Genomic DNA, 16,275 nt, shown 5'->3' with positions numbered 1-16,275 from the left:
GGGGATGTTTTTTAATGGAGGAATAATTTTTAAATCTCAAAATTAAATACAGAGTGGTGATGTTATGGCTTTAGATTTAAATCAATTCCAATTAAATAGTGTTTCGGTAACATTGATTTCTTTATCAGTGATGTTTACAGCCGGATTTATATTGACACGTCTCACAAAGATATTATCTTTACCAAATGTAACTTGTTATATAATTGCAGGTATTATCGTAGGACCTTATTTCCTAAATATTATAACACAAGAATTGGCAGATAAAATGAGTTTTATAGGAGATATAGTGCTTTCTTAGGGTGCGAATTTGTTAAGGCTGAAAAGAATATTAGGAACTATTTAGGGGTAGCGCTTATTCCACAGGCAGGAGTCTCCATAGGTCTGGCATTTTTAGCACAGCGGATTCATCCGGTGGAAATTGGTAATATGTTGTTATCGATAATACTTTCATCATCTGTTTTATATGAGCTTATTGGACCAATTAGCGCAAAATATGCTCTTATAAAATCAGGAGCAATAAAATTGGATAAATAAGGTCACTGGGGACTACTAATCCCAGTGACCCTTTCACATTATTTTCCATAGCTAAGTTAGTCCTCACTTGATTTAAGTGCTTCTATATAATCACGAGCTCCATGAAGTATTCATAAATATAGACTATATCATCAATAAATCTATAGAAAACGATATATGGCTCTACTGCAATCATCCTAAAATTATAGTAATTTCCTTAAAGATTAAATTTAAACTTTTGCCATGGTTTTATATAGTCAATTAGAAATATTTCTTCTTCCGGTATATGTCCTACTACATTTGTCTTTCCGTCGTTGTCCATATTTTTTAATGCAATGTGAAGCTCCCCTGTGTAATTTTGATAAAGAGAATTATCTATTGTTATATCTCCTCTTTTGACGGCTCTTGTATTAAAGGGCTCAAAGCCGGGAGTATCCGGTGATACTCTATATCTGCTGGATCTTATCATATATTCGGATATATCTCCCCTATTGAAATGAATATTGTTAAAAATCATGTCTCTTTGAGCATCAGGGATTCTATTTTCCATTTCAATTTTTAGGCTAAGCATATATGGATCAATACTGCTTAAAGCTTTTAATTCTTCGTCAGAGGCAAATGCATTTGCAATTATTACATCATCAATTAAATCTGTAGCAAACAAATGCTTTGCCTGAACTTCTATAGGAAGGTTTCTATGCTCTTCCAATGTACACAATCCTTCACTTACAGGCCATGGCCCATAATCGGCATTTTTCGATGAGACAAATGCGGCCGTTCTTATATTGTATTTTTTGAACTGCTCATTACATCTCATAAAATGATCGTATCCTATACCAGAATATCTGTGAGGATAAAAATTGTGGCATCCCAGAATATTCTCCGAATTAGGTTGAAAGCTGAATATGTTATCCACATATTTTGTTCCTGCACTCATATTTAATTCTATTTTCAATCCAAATTTATTAAAAGTCATTATGGACTCTTCCATTCCTGTGAATCCATTGTCCAACCTTATCCCATAAAGTCCCATATCTTTAAAGATACTTAAGTCATCATAGCTTATTTCCAGATAATTAAATACCTCAGGATTTATATCCGCTATAACCTCCATTTTGTATTTGTTGGCATTAGCTACTGTTTTTTTAAATTCGTCAAGTATTTTTTCCTTATCTCCTTTAACGGAAAGAAGGCATGTGAATACTCTCATAAATCCGTATTTAGCCGCTTTATCAATATATTTTAAGTTTTCATCCAATTTTACATGAGCAGGATATACGGAAAATCCGATTTTTTTCATAATAATTCCTCCATTTTTTTAATTCGACAAAAAGCGAGATTTTAGTTATAATAAAACATAAGATTAATTCTCGTTAATCTTTTAAAAGACATTCAGGTGACTGTGCGAAAGTCACCTGAATGCTAATTATTTTAATTTATTTTTGGGGAGCTGTCTTATAGGATTTTTCTTGTTCAAGATATTGTTTATCAACAGTCTTTATAAAAGGTAGATAAATAAAGAATGATACAATCAATCCTACAAGTTGCAATAAGGCTCCCCTTATACCTCCGACAAGGAAACCGCCTATTATCGGAGGTGTTGTCCACGGAACCAATATACCATTTGGTTTAGGGACAAGTCCTATAGCCATTGAACCATAGCATAATAGACATAATGCTAAGGGAGTTATTATAAACGGAATTAACATCATTGGATTTAAAACTATAGGCAATCCAAACATTAAAGGCTCATTTATATTGAATATCCCCGGGAAAATTGAAAGCCTACCGAGTTTTTTGCATTGTTCTGATTTACATACAAGCAGTATTGCAATGCACAATCCCAATGTTGCGCCTCCTCCTCCCATCCACAAATATATCTGATTAAATTGCTGGGTTATAATATGAGGAAGTTCACTTCCGGCTTGATATGCAGCAAGATTATCTGCCGCTAAGGCTATCCAAATTGGATTCATTACAGATTGTACGATGTCCGCACCTACTATTCCAAATATCCAAAATAGTCCTACAAAGAAATTAGCAATCAAGGCAGCGCCCAAAGTGTCTCCTAAAGACGTAAGAGGTAGTTGTAAAATGGTATATATGAAATTGTGTATTGTTCCAAAAGGAGTAAATGTGAATATTAATCTTATTATATCGAAAACTATTATAGTAATTGTAGCCGGAATTAAAGATGAAAAAGCCTTTCCGACTGCAGAAGGAACTCCTGCCGGCATTTTGATTACCCATCCTTTTTTAATTACCCATCTTACTATTTCAGTTGAAAGTATAGCTGCAAGAATTCCTACAAATAACCCTTTTGTACCCATCCATTCCGTTGGGATTATACCTGTAACGTTAAATGACTCATTCATTCCCTCCGGCGTAAAACTTGTAACAAAAGGCGTCAATACAAAAAATGCTACAAGAGATATAACTGCAGTATTTAGCTTTTCTAATTTATAATAATCCGATAAGCTTCCCGAGATACCTAGTATTACAAATATTGTCATTACGGACATGGTTGTATTGTAGGCTACTGAAAAGAAACTCATCCAATTTTCTCCAAATGTTCTTGCCATAAATGCATCGTATCCATTAATAGGCAAATAAGCAAGTAACATAAATATGGAACCGATTATAAGTAAAGGCATAGTCAGCATGAATCCGTCACGTACTGCGAGTAAATATCGGTTGTTTGCTAATTTATCTGCCACTGGCATTAATTTGTTCTCAAATGATTCCATCTTTTTGCTCATAACTAATCCTCCTTATATTTATTTTTCCATCATTTTCATTGCCTTTTCCAGTACTTTTTCCCCATCTACCATACCATAGTCTACGGAGCTGATTACATCTACCGGAATTCCTTTTTCGGCACATAATTTTTGGGCTCTTTTATATGCATACCTTATTTGCGGACCTAGAAGCACCAGATCCAAGTCATCTATAAGCTTTTCCATTTTAACTTCAGGAAAGGCTTCAATTGATACGTCCAGTCCCTTTTTTTTTGCTGCTTCTTGCATTTTAGTTACCAACAGACTTGTTGACATTCCTGCAGAACAAAACAAAGCAATTCTTTTCATTGATTCACCCCCTTTCTGAATTCATAATAACTGCGCCATCTTGTTAGCGTTACTTCTCTTTGCTGTTTTTCTTCAGTTCATTGATTTCTTTTTGCATATCTATCATGTATTTGATCATATCCTTGGCTAGAAGGGTGGTCATCAGATGATCTTGAGCATGAATAGTCAATAGATTTATTTCCATATAGATTCCTTGAGCTTCTTTTTGAATGGAATCGGTTTGCAGATTATGAGCTTCTATGATATATTCGTCAGCTCTTTTTAAATATTTTTCTGCTTTTTCATACTCATTGTCTCTAACCGATTCAAATGCTCCATATATGTTACTTCTGGCATCACCGGAGAGACTTATTAATTTGAATATATATTCTTCGTTGAATTTAGCCTCAACAGAATTAGCTTTTTTTTCCATAGACAATTCCTCCATTATGTGAATTTTAATCTAAGACAAATTAATAAAAATATTTTTCTATGTTTATCTATTAAGATTTAAATGCATTTTTTGTACCAAACACTAATTTTAATTTATTTGTTGTGCATATATTGCATTTGCAGGTTTAAATATATATTAAAAAATAATGCTTGATTAAATATACTAGTGTTTGACATTCTAAACACTTAAACAACTAGCGTTTAAGTGAATTAAACACATTATGGAAGGATAAAACTATGATATAATCTTTTTAAGATGAAGTTTTATGTATTGGATATGATTTTTAGATTAGAAAGGGGGATCAATTCGTGGCTAAAAAAGACATGATATATAATAAAGTTTTAGAAATCGGAGATGAAAGAGGCATTGATACTAAAACGATATCCTCTCTTGTAAATATGAGCAGGGCTAATGTAAGCCATGAGTTAAACAATCTGGTAAGAGAAGGGAAATTATATAAATCTTCAGGAAGACCTGTTTTATTTTTTGTTGCCAAAAGTAAGACTGCAGCTAAAAAAGAGGGTAAACTCGATCAATTGGTTAAGAATAATATAAGTTTGAAAAAGGTAGTAGAACAGATGAAAGCTGCTATTTTGTATCCGCCCAAGGGGCTGCCTTCAATGCTTTTGGGAGATACGGGAACTGGAAAATCAATGTTTGCTTCAATGATGTATGAGTATTCTAAAGAAATGAGCATAAGAAAAAAAGATTCTCCCTTTGTAGTCTTTAATTGTGCAGATTATAGCAATAATCCAAATTTGCTTACTTCCCAGCTCTTTGGAGTTAAAAAAGGAGCTTTTACCGGCGCTGAAGTTGATAGGGTCGGACTTATAGAAAAAGCCAACGGAGGCGTTCTTTTCCTAGATGAACTTCATAGGCTTCCTCCTGAGGGGCAAGAAATACTTTTTACATTTTTAGATACAGGATATTTCAGACGAATTGGGGATTCGGAGACAAGAAAATCCGATGTACTTATAATTTCAGCTACTACGGAGAATCCAAATTCCACATTGTTAAGAACTTTTATAAGGAGAATCCCCATAATAATAAAAATTCCTTCTCTAAAGGAAAGAACTCTGGAAGAAAGGCTTTATCTGATTAAGAGCTTTTTTAAGCAGGAAAGCCTTAGATTAAATAGAGAAATATATGTATCGTTGAATACAATGAGGGCATTTTTATCATATGACTGCCCCAATAATGTAGGACAATTAAAAAGCGATGTTCAGCTTGTGTGTGCTAAAGCTTACTCAGAATTTCTTACAAATATAAAGCCTGATGTGAGAATTAGAAACGGTAATCTACCTTTATATATAAAAGAAGGTCTTTATAAAGAAAAAGAGCACAGGGCACTTTGGAATAAGCTGGTAGGGGAGGAAATAGAGTTTTTTAAGTTTTCAAGCACTATAGATCATAATCAAGAGCAGTTTGAGAATGAAGATAACGGAGTATATAAAATTGTAGAACAAAAGTTAGAGAGGTTAAAATCTCAAGGAATATCGGATATAGCCATAGAAAACATTTTAGGCAAAGACATATCGTCATATTTTCAGAAACACATCAACGGAGTTTCTGAAGAAATAAATAAAAAGAATTTATTGAGCATTATAGGAGAAGAAGACTTTAATCTAATTGATAGGGTTATTTATTATATGGCTACTGAACTTGGAAGGAATTTTAGCGGCAATACCTATACGTGTTTGGTTTTGCATATAGATACTTTAATCAATAGAGTTTATAACAATAAATCCATTACCAATCCTCAGCTAAATAAAATCAAAGAATTGTATCCTAAAGAGTTTGAAATAGCTTTAAAGGCAAAGGCTATTATAGAAAATTATGTACATCATGAAATAGCCGAAGATGAGGCAGCTTATTTGACCATTTTTCTTCTTCCTGAAGATCATATTAAGAACGGAAACAATAAGGTTAAGGTTATACTTATTGCTCACGGAGATTCAACTGCTACATCAATGGCTGATGTTGTAAATAAACTTTTGGAGGAGCCATGTGTTCATGCAATAAATGCACCCTTAGATTTAAGTCCTTTAAAAGTTTTGGATGAATTGAGAAAATTCGTGTCGGAAAATAAGGAGATTAAGAATTATATTTTGCTCGTGGACATGGGCTCCCTTACTACTTTTGCGGATACTATAGAAAAAGAATTTGATGTTTCAATGAAAGCAGTTCCTCTTGTTTCAACTTTGCATACACTGGAAGCTGCGAGGAAAGCGCTGATTGGTCTTTCCTTAAATGAAATCTATAAATCGGTTTTAGCTGTAAATTCATATTTTGAGATGAATAAGTCATTGGCAGGAGAAGAAAAAAATAAAGCGAAGGTGGCAATTATTGTATCATGCTTGAGTGGAGAAGGAGGGGCTATAGCGATTAAGAGCTTTTTGGATAACAACCTTAAATACGATAAGGAGATATTTGAAATAATACCACTCAATTGTTTGGATAAAAAATATTTTAAGCAAAGGATTAATGAAATACGCGAAGAAAAGGAAATATTATTTATTGTTTCTTCATTTTCATTTGATATAGATATTAAACAGTATAATATGTATGATGTAATAAATATGAATGTTATGGATGAAATACAGGAAAGCATAAATATAAAAACTACTTTAATAAAAATGCCGATGATTCTTAAAGAAAATATCCCGAATCTTGATGGAGAGGTACTTTATAATGATATAAGCTATTTTTTAGGCAGAGTAGAAAACGAACTTTCCATTAAATTAAAAAGTGAAAAAACCATCGGAATAATCTTGCATATTGCTTTTATGATAAGCAAGCTAAAGAGCGGGGAAGTTCCTTTTGAATACCCCGATAAAGATGAATTTATAGATGAAAATCTATATTGCTATAATACTATTAAGGAGTGTTTTATATTTTTATGCAATAAATATTGCGTGGAAATATCGGATAATGAAATCTGTTATGTAATGCGATTCTTTTTGTATGACCCGGTGTAGTGGGGGCATAATTTAGGATGTGCAATAAGCCTAAAATTTAATTATTAGATATCTTCAAAAGCTTTAGGCAAATTAGCAAATGTAGTCTGGTATTGGAATCGGACAAATCAATACCAAACTGGTTTTCAATTTTCTTTAGTCGTTTCAAAACGCTGCTTCGGTGTAAATATAAGGCTTCGGCAGTTTTGGTTGCATTCATCTCATTTTGTAAATAGATATCCAGAGTTTTAACATAGTCTGATTGCTTCTTTTTATCATATTCGATTAAAGCCTGTAATCCATGTGGATATAGATTAGGAAGAGATATATCCTTTATGCATTGAGACAACATATATTCCAAAATATGATCCTGAAAGGAATAAATCGTGTCTTTACAATTGCTTTCAGTAACTCTGTGAAGAGCGTAATCAGCTTGGTCAACATAATCATTAATTTGGAGTATGTCTGTAAATGGGCTGCTGATTCCGGCCACATAGTTCATTTGCTTTAACAGAGATTTGAACATATCAATAACTTCTGCAGCCTTATTATCCTGGCTCTCAGATATTCTGATTATGCCTTTTATAGTGTCATGATAAAGAATGGAGGTTACAATGTTGGGCATTAACGCATTAAGTAATGACGCCATATACTGTTTTGGCATATACTCTTGATTAACTTCTTCTAATTTGAAACAAACCCAGCATTCTCCGGGCATTGGGGATAATTCCCTTTGCGCTTCTTTATTAAGGGGCTCCTTGTTTAATGCTTTACGTAAGGCCAATTCAAAAGTAGATTTTTTAGGATGATAATATCTTAAATGTTTTAAAAAAGCTTTTTGGAAATAAACGAAAAAGTGGTCTGCAATAACAAAATCACTGTCACGAAATGCCCTATTTGATTCGGAAACGGCAATGCATCCGGCAAAATATCCCAGAGGATAAAGATTGAAACAATAAGCGCGATATTCCATACGAATAGAGGAAATATATGGTGCTTTAATTTTTTGTTCTTTTTTACATACTTCTTTTACCTTAATAGAATAATCAATTGATAGATGACGCTTACCTTCTGTAGTAGTAGCTTGTCCTTGTTCGTCTTCTTTTAAATAATAATAAGAATCAAATAATACTTGTAAATTTTGATTTGTTACGCACATAGGGTTCTCCAGCATTTCTGTTCCCATATTTAACATTTTTTCAAGATCGATATCATTACTGTTTTCCAACTCATCCCGTAGTGAACAGTCCCAAGCATCATACTTATCAAATATTTTTTGTATGTCATGAAATACGGAAATAAAATTTGGAGCATTGTCTATAAATAAAATCTGGATATCTACGGAGGTAAATATCTCATCAAATTGATAATCACCTATGAATACAAAAGCAATGTCTTTAGGGCAAATGATTTCTTTAGTGACAAATAAATGCTTAAAGGATTCAATAGGTGCAATATAGATGCGCTCTTTTTCAAAAACGCAATCTTTCTCATAAAGAAATGGGCGTTTATAGAAACAACGGAAATCATTTGACCCCAAACGCGTTATATGATAAGACTTTGATAAGTTTTCAGCAATGATATCAAGATTTAATTTCATGTGATACACCCTCAAATTTATAATATTTTCACATTTAAAAAATATATTAATTAATTATTATATAATAAAATGTTGAAATTGTATATATTTTTTGTGCAGATAGTTGAAAAGTCTACAAAATGTATACCAAACCCGATAAATAATCTGACTATTTAGACTATATCCCACATAATTATATATAGTATAATTTAATCAACAGAAGGGATTTTTTCCTGTGCATTATTAATAAAATTTAAAAATGGGGAGGAATAATATGGAACGTCTATCTGGCAAGTCAGTTGTTGTAACAGGTGCTTCTTCAGGCATGGGGAAAGCGATTGCAACCCTTTTTGCCCAAGAAGGAGCTAATGTAATTGCAGTCGCAAGGAGAGAAGAAAGGCTTAAAGCGTTGGAAACAGAATTAAAGGATGTACCCGGTAAGTTTGTTAGCTATGTAGGAGATATTTCAAAGCGGGAAACCAATGAGGCAATGATCGACTTTGCGGTAAAACAATTTGGTAAATTTGATATTTTGATTAATAATGCCGGCATCATGGATGATATGTCGGGTGTCGGAGATTTAACAGATGAAATGTATGAAAGATTGATGGCTGTCAATACCTATGGACCTATGTGCGCCATGAGAAAAGCTGTGAATGTATTTAAAAAATCAGGTACAGAAGGGGCGATTGTAAACATAGCATCTATAGGCGGGTATAGATTCAATAGTGCAGGAGCATCTTATGTGGCTTCTAAAGCCGCTGTGATTGCATTGACAACAAATACAGCTATGATGTATGCACCGGATAAAATCAGATGCAATGCAATTGCACCCGGTGGTATAAGTACAGAAATCGGAAGCACCATGACTTCTATTAATCCCAATGGATATGGCCGAATCCAAAATTTGCTTAAATGTCAAATTGCCGTTGGTGAAGCGGAAAATATTGCAAATGCAGCACTTTTCCTTGTAAGTGATGAAGCAAAATTTGTTAGCGGTGCAGTATTACTGGTAGATGGTGGATGGGGAGCTATATAGATATTTTTTATAAATGTAAATAGGGGTTTTAAATGGTTAAATTTATTATTTTGAAAGGAGAGATATTATGAGTAAAAAAGTTGATGAAAGAATTCCCAGAGAAGTTGGGTCAGGTGTGCTTCCTGATAATCCTGCTGCAAGATCTCCTTGGGGGAAATTAGTTTCTTATCGAGATGCTATTCACTATTCTGCTCGATATAATGCAGTTTTTAGTGCGTCAGCTCTCCAAGCACTTCGTATATTGGTTCCGGATTATAAGGAGAGAGCAACACTTATGAGTGATAATGCATACAAAAGATTGTATCAAGTCTTTACCAGTCAATACGGGCCATATGCAATGGATGAACAAAATTCGCATCCATTTTTCAGGGGCAATTTTGGCGGCGGATTAACGGGAGATGCAGGTGATGATGCTCTATTGATGTGCGGAAGGGTTAATGATTTTGGAACATATCGTGTTGAGAAAGAATTGGATGTCTGTGACTGGGATATCGTAGGCTCCGATTTGTGCCGTGCTACTACACAATCCTTGCAGGGAACTGCAGATGGACAGGCAACACATTTACAGCCCGGAACCAAGCTGGAGTATTGCATGGTTGAGGCCAAAGGGTGCGGGGATCCGCATTGCCGTATTGTAGCTGAGAGTCGAGACAAATATCCTATGCCCGAACATGAAATTTGGGAAAGCTTTGGTCCGATAGCCACTGAAGATCAAATAAGGTATACACCGGAAGAAGATATGGTTAAAGAATCCCAAGTTTTCCGTGAAGAGTGCAATAACACTTTCTGCAACGGAACATGTTGGGAAAGAGATGCAAGCAGTGTATATAAACAGCCGGCTACTGCTGCAACTACCTATATTTTCCCTGCAATTGAGCAATTAATAGCGGAGAAAAAATTCGATGAAAAATTTGTAAATCATATACTTAGATGTGTTTTTGAAGCATCCGGCAAGGCTGCGTTTGGAGAATTTTATGCAAAAGAAGGTTTAAGAAATTGGCTTGGCGTACCAAGGGATATTGATGATGGACGTATTATGGGCGCGCATATTGAAATGTTTCTGCAATGTATGCTAGTTGATTATGAAATCGAAGCCTTCAATAATGAAGAGGTTATTTATGTAATTGATCGAAATAGACTTACATTCAATACACCAAGGGCCGTTGATGCTTTTGTATATATGTGGTATGGGATGACTAAGACTTTAGTAAGCGCTGAGTGGTCTTTATGGGAGGAGCCTAACGATACTCCGGCTGATAAACTGCGCATTAAGATAGCAAAGAAAATCGATAAATTCTGTTAAGATTTTGTGTTTAAATAGGAAGGAGTGAAATCATGACCAATAAAAATATATATAAATATGATAATATGAAACGTACGGAACATATGGCTGTTAGGAAAACTGCCGGGTGGTATTTATGGACTCATCATTTAATGGAGGTAACAGGCAGAGACAGTGCAATCTTTCTTGACAAGATATATGCAAATCCAATTGCAAATTTAAAAGTTGGAAGAGACAGATATACTACCATGCTTAACGACAATGCAGAGATAATTGACGATGTAGTAGTATTTAGATTAGGTGAAGAAAAATTTTGGATATCCACGCTTTTTATGAATAAGTTAAAGCCTTGGCTGGATCAGCATAAGGGAGAATATGAAGTGCAATATACTAATATAACAAAAAAATATCATATGTATGCTGTCCAAGGACCTAAAGCAAAAGAATTGATTAATTCAATGGTTGAAGAAAACATAGATGATCAGAAGTTTTTCAGTATAAAAGATAATAAAATTGATGGAATCCCTGTAAAGATTAATTATGGAGGATTTACCGGAGAAAAATTCGGTTATGAAATTTATTTTCCTTCAGAAGAAATCGGGAAAATAGAAGCAGAGCTTAAAAAACATGGTGAGCCACTTGGAGCAAAAGAAGTTACTGAATTCCAAATTATGGCATGGACATTACCTACAGAAGCCGGATTTTACTATTTAAGAGATCTTCTTCATACCAATCCCATAGAAGTCGGGTTGGATTCCGGAATAGATTGGGATAAGGATTTTATCGGGAAAGAAGCTCTTTTGAAAGTAAAGGAAAATGGTCCTGCTCGAGAAATGCTTGGATTTACCATGGACCAAGACGATGTTCATCTTAATGCAAAAGATTTAGGAGGTCCGGGAGATCCTATTATTGTAGATGGAGAGGAAATAGGAAGATTATCCAAATTTAATTATAGCTATGTGCTGGACAAAAACGTTGGATACATTTTAGCAAAAAAGGATGCTTTAAAAATTGGTGATAAAATAAAAATCAAGGATTATGAAGCTGTTATCAGTGAAAGGAAATTTATTTAATAAATGTTGTTGTATAAAAGGTCATTGTTTTCAATGACCTTTTATACATTAAGTTATTTTCAGATGATAAAATGATTATAGATAAGTTTCTAAATAAGTATTCATAACTTCTTTCGGTACTAAATTACCGCCCGTTGCCCAAGCAATATGAGTCGAATTATCTAATTTATCCATTAAATCGTACTTATCTAAATAATTCTTTGCTGATTCATATTCAAATAACTTGACTACTCCTTCAAATGCTGCACAAGCCGAAGGCTCTATTTGAATTCCTTCAGATTTATTCAATTTTCTCATGTAATTAAACAGTTCTTTGTCTTCAATGGTAAATATGCCGCTTAACAATGTATCCATTATGGTACCTACAAATCTCGAAGGTGTTCCTACAGCCAGACCATCTGCTTCGGTTTTTCCATCGATGCCAAAATCCTGAACGCTTACCTTATCATTTAGACCTGTTGCCATTCCAATTAACATACTTGGTGCATGAGTTGGCTCAACAAAGAAAACATGTGCATTGTCTCCAAAGACTTTTTTTAATCCGAAGGTTACACCGCCGGGAGAACCACCAACACCACATGGAATATAGAAGAACACAGGATGATCTTTATCCGCTTTAATATTCAAATCCTCCATCTGCTTTTTTATTCTTAAAGCTGCAACAGCATATCCCATGAACAAAGTAACAGAGTTTTCGTCATCGACAAAATAACTGTTTGGATCTTTCGCTGATTGTATCCTTCCTTGTTCTACTGCTTTTGTAAAGTCACCGTCATATTCGACAACTGTTGCTCCCTTTGAACGTAAAAGATCTTTTTTCCACTGTTTAGCGTCGGAGGACATATGAACAACTACATTAAATCCTAAGGCAGCTGACGTAATGCCAATAGAAAGACCTAAATTTCCGGTAGATCCAACTTGAATAGTGTATTTTGAAAAAAATTCCCGATTTTTTTCATTTGCTAATTCACTATAATCGTCTTTTAGTGTAATTAAACTGTTCTCTAATGCCAATTTTTCTGCATGATATAAAACCTCATAAATACCACCGCGTGCTTTAATAGAGCCGGCTATTGCTAAATGAGAATCCATTTTTAGAAATAAATTTCCCTTTATATCGCTAGTTTCCTTTAACAAAGGTTCCATTTTTTCAATTTTTCTCAAAGGAGATTCTATTATTCCATTTGATTCCTCAGTATCCTCAAAATACTCTGTTAATAAAGGTGCAAATCTTCTCAATCTTTGATCTGCTTCATAGATATCATTCTCAGTAAAATCAATATTTTCCCAAGCTTCTTTATCTGTTTTTTTGTTAGGATTGATCCAAACTGTTGGTTTTAAATCAACAATATCTTCCATTACCGGAATTTTTTCAATCCATTTTTGTATATTTTGCATATAATCACCCACTTCCTTTTTATAATCTATTCTTTACTAGCTATAATGAAAAACCTATGGCATGTGAAATCAATATAACCTAATTTTTCAATCATATCATGAATTTTTAACAATTTGTCAAAATATTTTTCTATTGCAAAATCCGGTACTTGCCATGGTATGGCCTTCAAATAATATACAATAGCTCCTATGTCGTAGAATCTTGTTTTTACCAAATCTTCCCTTTGTTCAAATATATTTAAGCCTATCTCTTCTAATTCAGCGATAGCTACCTTTAAATTCCAATCAATAAATTCAAATTCAGAAGCTCCCAAAATCTCATTTAATTCCTTATCATTTAGTCCGCCAACCTGCTGAGTAATAAATATGCCCTTATTCTTTAAAATTCTTCTAACCTCTTTAGGTGAATAGGATTCATGTTTATTTAGTATGAGTTCAAAAGTTTCATTATTAAATGCCAGTTCTTCATCATCTTCAACTTTATATATTTTTACACCTAAAGGTTCCAATCTATTCCTTGCAATAGATATATTAGGCTCATATCCTTCTGTAGCGCAAGTATATTTAGGGAGTGGACTTAAAGTGGATAAAAATTCTCCCCCGCCTGTACCCATATCAAGTAAGGAAGAAATTCCGTATTTTTCCCTCATTACTTTATTTCTATAATTCCAAGACAGTGGGAACTCCTGCATTCTTCCGGTTCTTTCTATATATGAAAAATCCCATCCCTCAAACTTTTCATTTGATATATTTATTAGATAATCAAACAGTTCATTGTTTGCTAATCTTCTCTTCATACTTAATATTCCTCCTTTTAAATACTACTAAAATCTAAAATAAAATATCTTTTAAGGAGGACCTCTTATGAGTTGTTACAATCCATATGCAATAAAATAAATATACATAAATTTACTCCCTCTTATAAATTTCTTTCAATTTATATTTGTATTAGATTATATATCAAGTTATTCACTTTATCAATTATATCTAGGACATAGCCTATCACTACATATGCAGCTTTTACTACAATTTGTTTATATTCACAGATCTTGTAATGTATAGCATCCATGAATACAAATGAGTAAGTATTTTTAAGTGGTCTATTTTTCAATTCTGTAACTATAGGGAATATTCTATTTGTAATATTTGATACCATTTCAGCTGATAGATTAGCATCATACAGTGGACATGAGCAAAATTATTTACAACGACTGTTAAATAAAATGCATAATGCAAAATTTCATCTCATTGATTTTATTATTATCCAACAGGATAATAGATATGGGAGAGTATTGTCAGGATTATCAATATTATCTTTTCCAATAAGCTCTATTATTTTATTTAGCCTATATATAAAGGTATTTCTATGTATGAATAATTTGCTTGAACTTCTCTTCAAGCTTTTACCAGTTGATAGATATATGTATAAACTATCAACATAATTTGAATTTGTTTCTTTGTCATATTCATTTAATTTTTTTATTTCAGGCATTAACAAAGTTTCTAGGTTAATTGAACTTGTTAACACATTTAAGATAGTATCTAAGATATAATCTTGGTAATAAAATATTCTACGATCAGTAGTGGAACTTATTCCAAAAGAATATGCTGTATCTGCTTGTTCATAATACATTTTTAGTTTCTTAAACTCTGAAAATTCCGTGCTTATACCACAATATAAATTTAGTTTATTTATAAGAGGTGACATCGCGGTTTCAAGTAGAATATCATTATTTTGTCTAGTAATGTTCTGGAAAATTACTATTGAATCATTATATTCAAAAGACTGGCAATAGCTAAATGTTTCATTGAGAAAGAGAAAAATTGCATTCCAACTGGTACTATTTTTTTCATTGCCTTTTATTACAAGCACCCTAAAAATATCCGTAGCGAACCAATTAAATTTAGATAATATATGGTTGAGATAAGAGTCGGTATATGGATTATTACTTATGTATCTTATAAAAATTTGTTCAATTTCAGAATAAGAGTCTCTATATATAGTTAGTCTCTCCATTGATGCTGATAATATATAACTAAGGTAATTAGCTAAGCTAATCGATTTTGTTGTCAGTGGAGATATTATTTCAGTCATACATATACTTCCACATCTTGTTTCTTTATTATACAAATTACAATGTAAACAGTTACAATCTATTTTTGGGAACTTATATATAAATGCATTATGTGAAGTTTTTATAAAACTATAAAGATCCGAATCAGAATCTTTTAGAAAAGGGATTAAATCAATAGATGTATGCCCTTTTTTTACAACGTCAGTCCAAATAGGATCATCATATGGTATTAGCTCTTCTCCTGAAAAAGAAATACAGAACATATTAGAGTCAAAGAGTGCAATTGGATTACCCATGATTTCTTTTCCTAAATTTAGAATTTCTTTAATACTGTCATTTTTAAGCAAATGTTCATAAACTAAATTTTCCCACCTATTATAATAGTTGAATAAATCTTGTACTTTGTTCATGACATCTATTTCATTATAATCTTCTTTGACAAAAAAAATATTTTTTGTAAGAACAAAACTATTATAAGATTTAGAATTAGTTATAATAATGGCGGTAAAATAATCTTTATAATCATATTTTTCTAAACTCTTAGCGCTTAAAATATATATAATATCTTCTTTAGGCTTAGAATTAAAATCAGTTAAAATCTTCACATCAAGTAAATTCAAATCCGTTTTATCCTCTATTTTTAAATCAGCCCATAGATTTGATAAGTCTTCTTTAATAATATGAGTATTTAATTTCATAAGATCACCCCTTAGGAATAGTAGGTAGTGTCAATAAGACACCCCTCTTTTTTTATTAAAGCCTTATATTATCAAGGGTTACAGAGTTTTTTATAAAATAAAAACAATGACCCCCTATTTTCTGTTATAATTTGAGTTACTA

General features: G+C 32.8%; 14 protein-coding genes. 5 read left to right on the top strand and 9 right to left on the bottom strand.

Annotated elements, in window-relative coordinates; all coding sequences use genetic code 11:
* The first annotated feature begins 64 nt into the window (after positions 1-64).
* Positions 65-298, top strand: coding sequence for a hypothetical protein (locus tag H8707_RS12650; RefSeq protein WP_262430508.1), 234 nt, complete (start codon positions 65-67; stop codon positions 296-298).
* Between the two features lie 432 nt (positions 299-730).
* On the opposite strand, the gene H8707_RS12645 is transcribed toward H8707_RS12650, so the two are convergent.
* The 4 genes from H8707_RS12645 to H8707_RS12630 all read right to left on the bottom strand — a co-directional run bounded on the left by H8707_RS12645 (position 731) and on the right by H8707_RS12630 (position 4,011).
* Positions 731-1,813: a DUF871 domain-containing protein gene (locus H8707_RS12645; protein ID WP_262430507.1), complete on the bottom strand. Its 1,083-nt coding sequence runs from the start codon at positions 1,811-1,813 to the stop codon at positions 731-733.
* Positions 1,814-1,949: 136 nt separating this feature from the next.
* Positions 1,950-3,272 (bottom strand): PTS cellobiose transporter subunit IIC, encoded by a 1,323-nt coding sequence (celB, locus tag H8707_RS12640; protein ID WP_262430506.1) that lies wholly within the window; start codon positions 3,270-3,272, stop codon positions 1,950-1,952.
* An 18-nt stretch (positions 3,273-3,290) separates the two neighbouring features.
* A complete protein-coding gene (locus H8707_RS12635) occupies positions 3,291-3,599 on the bottom strand; it encodes a PTS sugar transporter subunit IIB (protein ID WP_262430505.1) in 309 nt (102 codons plus the stop codon).
* A gap of 49 nt (positions 3,600-3,648) precedes the next feature.
* Complete coding sequence (locus tag H8707_RS12630; RefSeq protein WP_262430504.1) at positions 3,649-4,011, bottom strand: PTS lactose/cellobiose transporter subunit IIA; 363 nt, start codon at positions 4,009-4,011, stop codon at positions 3,649-3,651.
* A gap of 329 nt (positions 4,012-4,340) precedes the next feature.
* Here H8707_RS12630 and H8707_RS12625 point away from each other — a divergent pair, with 329 nt between their 5' ends.
* Positions 4,341-7,010: a sigma 54-interacting transcriptional regulator gene (locus tag H8707_RS12625; RefSeq protein ID WP_262430503.1), complete on the top strand. Its 2,670-nt coding sequence runs from the start codon at positions 4,341-4,343 to the stop codon at positions 7,008-7,010.
* A 37-nt stretch (positions 7,011-7,047) separates the two neighbouring features.
* Here H8707_RS12625 and H8707_RS12620 read toward each other — a convergent pair whose 3' ends face one another.
* The gene (locus H8707_RS12620; RefSeq protein WP_262430502.1) at positions 7,048-8,589 is read right to left on the bottom strand and encodes a PucR family transcriptional regulator; all 1,542 of its coding nucleotides are present in this window, start codon (positions 8,587-8,589) and stop codon (positions 7,048-7,050) included.
* A gap of 253 nt (positions 8,590-8,842) precedes the next feature.
* Here H8707_RS12620 and H8707_RS12615 point away from each other — a divergent pair, with 253 nt between their 5' ends.
* The 3 genes from H8707_RS12615 to H8707_RS12605 all read left to right on the top strand — a co-directional run bounded on the left by H8707_RS12615 (position 8,843) and on the right by H8707_RS12605 (position 11,962).
* The gene (locus H8707_RS12615) at positions 8,843-9,607 is read left to right on the top strand and encodes a glucose 1-dehydrogenase (protein WP_262430501.1); all 765 of its coding nucleotides are present in this window, start codon (positions 8,843-8,845) and stop codon (positions 9,605-9,607) included.
* A gap of 67 nt (positions 9,608-9,674) precedes the next feature.
* Positions 9,675-10,910 carry a hypothetical protein gene (locus H8707_RS12610; RefSeq protein ID WP_262430500.1) on the top strand — a complete coding sequence of 412 codons (1,236 nt, stop codon included), beginning with the start codon at positions 9,675-9,677 and terminating at the stop codon, positions 10,908-10,910.
* Positions 10,911-10,942: 32 nt separating this feature from the next.
* On the top strand, positions 10,943-11,962 hold the full coding sequence (locus H8707_RS12605; RefSeq protein ID WP_262430499.1) for an aminomethyltransferase family protein: 1,020 nt from the start codon (positions 10,943-10,945) through the stop codon (positions 11,960-11,962).
* Between the two features lie 75 nt (positions 11,963-12,037).
* Here H8707_RS12605 and H8707_RS12600 read toward each other — a convergent pair whose 3' ends face one another.
* The 4 genes from H8707_RS12600 to H8707_RS12585 form a co-directional block, all read right to left on the bottom strand.
* Positions 12,038-13,360: a D-serine ammonia-lyase gene (locus tag H8707_RS12600; protein WP_262430498.1), complete on the bottom strand. Its 1,323-nt coding sequence runs from the start codon at positions 13,358-13,360 to the stop codon at positions 12,038-12,040.
* 26 nt (positions 13,361-13,386) lie between these two features.
* Positions 13,387-14,157 carry a class I SAM-dependent methyltransferase gene (locus H8707_RS12595; RefSeq protein ID WP_262430497.1) on the bottom strand — a complete coding sequence of 257 codons (771 nt, stop codon included), beginning with the start codon at positions 14,155-14,157 and terminating at the stop codon, positions 13,387-13,389.
* A gap of 140 nt (positions 14,158-14,297) precedes the next feature.
* A complete protein-coding gene (locus H8707_RS12590) occupies positions 14,298-14,543 on the bottom strand; it encodes a transposase (RefSeq protein ID WP_394354675.1) in 246 nt (81 codons plus the stop codon).
* A gap of 57 nt (positions 14,544-14,600) precedes the next feature.
* Complete coding sequence (locus tag H8707_RS12585) at positions 14,601-16,133, bottom strand: PucR family transcriptional regulator (RefSeq protein ID WP_262430496.1); 1,533 nt, start codon at positions 16,131-16,133, stop codon at positions 14,601-14,603.
* Positions 16,134-16,275: the final 142 nt, after the last annotated feature.

Source organism: Paratissierella segnis (assembly GCF_014385195.1).
Lineage (GTDB): Bacteria > Bacillota > Clostridia > Tissierellales > Tissierellaceae > Paratissierella > Paratissierella segnis.
This window is presented reverse-complemented; position numbering and strand designations above follow the sequence as displayed.

Excerpts from the sequence above, each read along its gene's own strand:
- H8707_RS12595 (WP_262430497.1), bottom strand. The coding sequence starts at position 14,157 with ATGAAGAGAAGATTAGCAAACAATGAACTGTTTGATTATCTAATAAAT.
- H8707_RS12620 (WP_262430502.1), bottom strand. The coding sequence starts at position 8,589 with ATGAAATTAAATCTTGATATCATTGCTGAAAACTTATCAAAGTCTTAT.
- H8707_RS12645 (WP_262430507.1), bottom strand. The coding sequence starts at position 1,813 with ATGAAAAAAATCGGATTTTCCGTATATCCTGCTCATGTAAAATTGGAT.
- H8707_RS12650 (WP_262430508.1), top strand. The coding sequence starts at position 65 with ATGGCTTTAGATTTAAATCAATTCCAATTAAATAGTGTTTCGGTAACA.
- H8707_RS12635 (WP_262430505.1), bottom strand. The coding sequence starts at position 3,599 with ATGAAAAGAATTGCTTTGTTTTGTTCTGCAGGAATGTCAACAAGTCTG.
- celB (WP_262430506.1), bottom strand. The coding sequence starts at position 3,272 with ATGAGCAAAAAGATGGAATCATTTGAGAACAAATTAATGCCAGTGGCA.
- H8707_RS12585 (WP_262430496.1), bottom strand. The coding sequence starts at position 16,133 with ATGAAATTAAATACTCATATTATTAAAGAAGACTTATCAAATCTATGG.
- H8707_RS12600 (WP_262430498.1), bottom strand. The coding sequence starts at position 13,360 with ATGCAAAATATACAAAAATGGATTGAAAAAATTCCGGTAATGGAAGAT.
- H8707_RS12615 (WP_262430501.1), top strand. The coding sequence starts at position 8,843 with ATGGAACGTCTATCTGGCAAGTCAGTTGTTGTAACAGGTGCTTCTTCA.
- H8707_RS12610 (WP_262430500.1), top strand. The coding sequence starts at position 9,675 with ATGAGTAAAAAAGTTGATGAAAGAATTCCCAGAGAAGTTGGGTCAGGT.
- H8707_RS12605 (WP_262430499.1), top strand. The coding sequence starts at position 10,943 with ATGACCAATAAAAATATATATAAATATGATAATATGAAACGTACGGAA.
- H8707_RS12630 (WP_262430504.1), bottom strand. The coding sequence starts at position 4,011 with ATGGAAAAAAAAGCTAATTCTGTTGAGGCTAAATTCAACGAAGAATAT.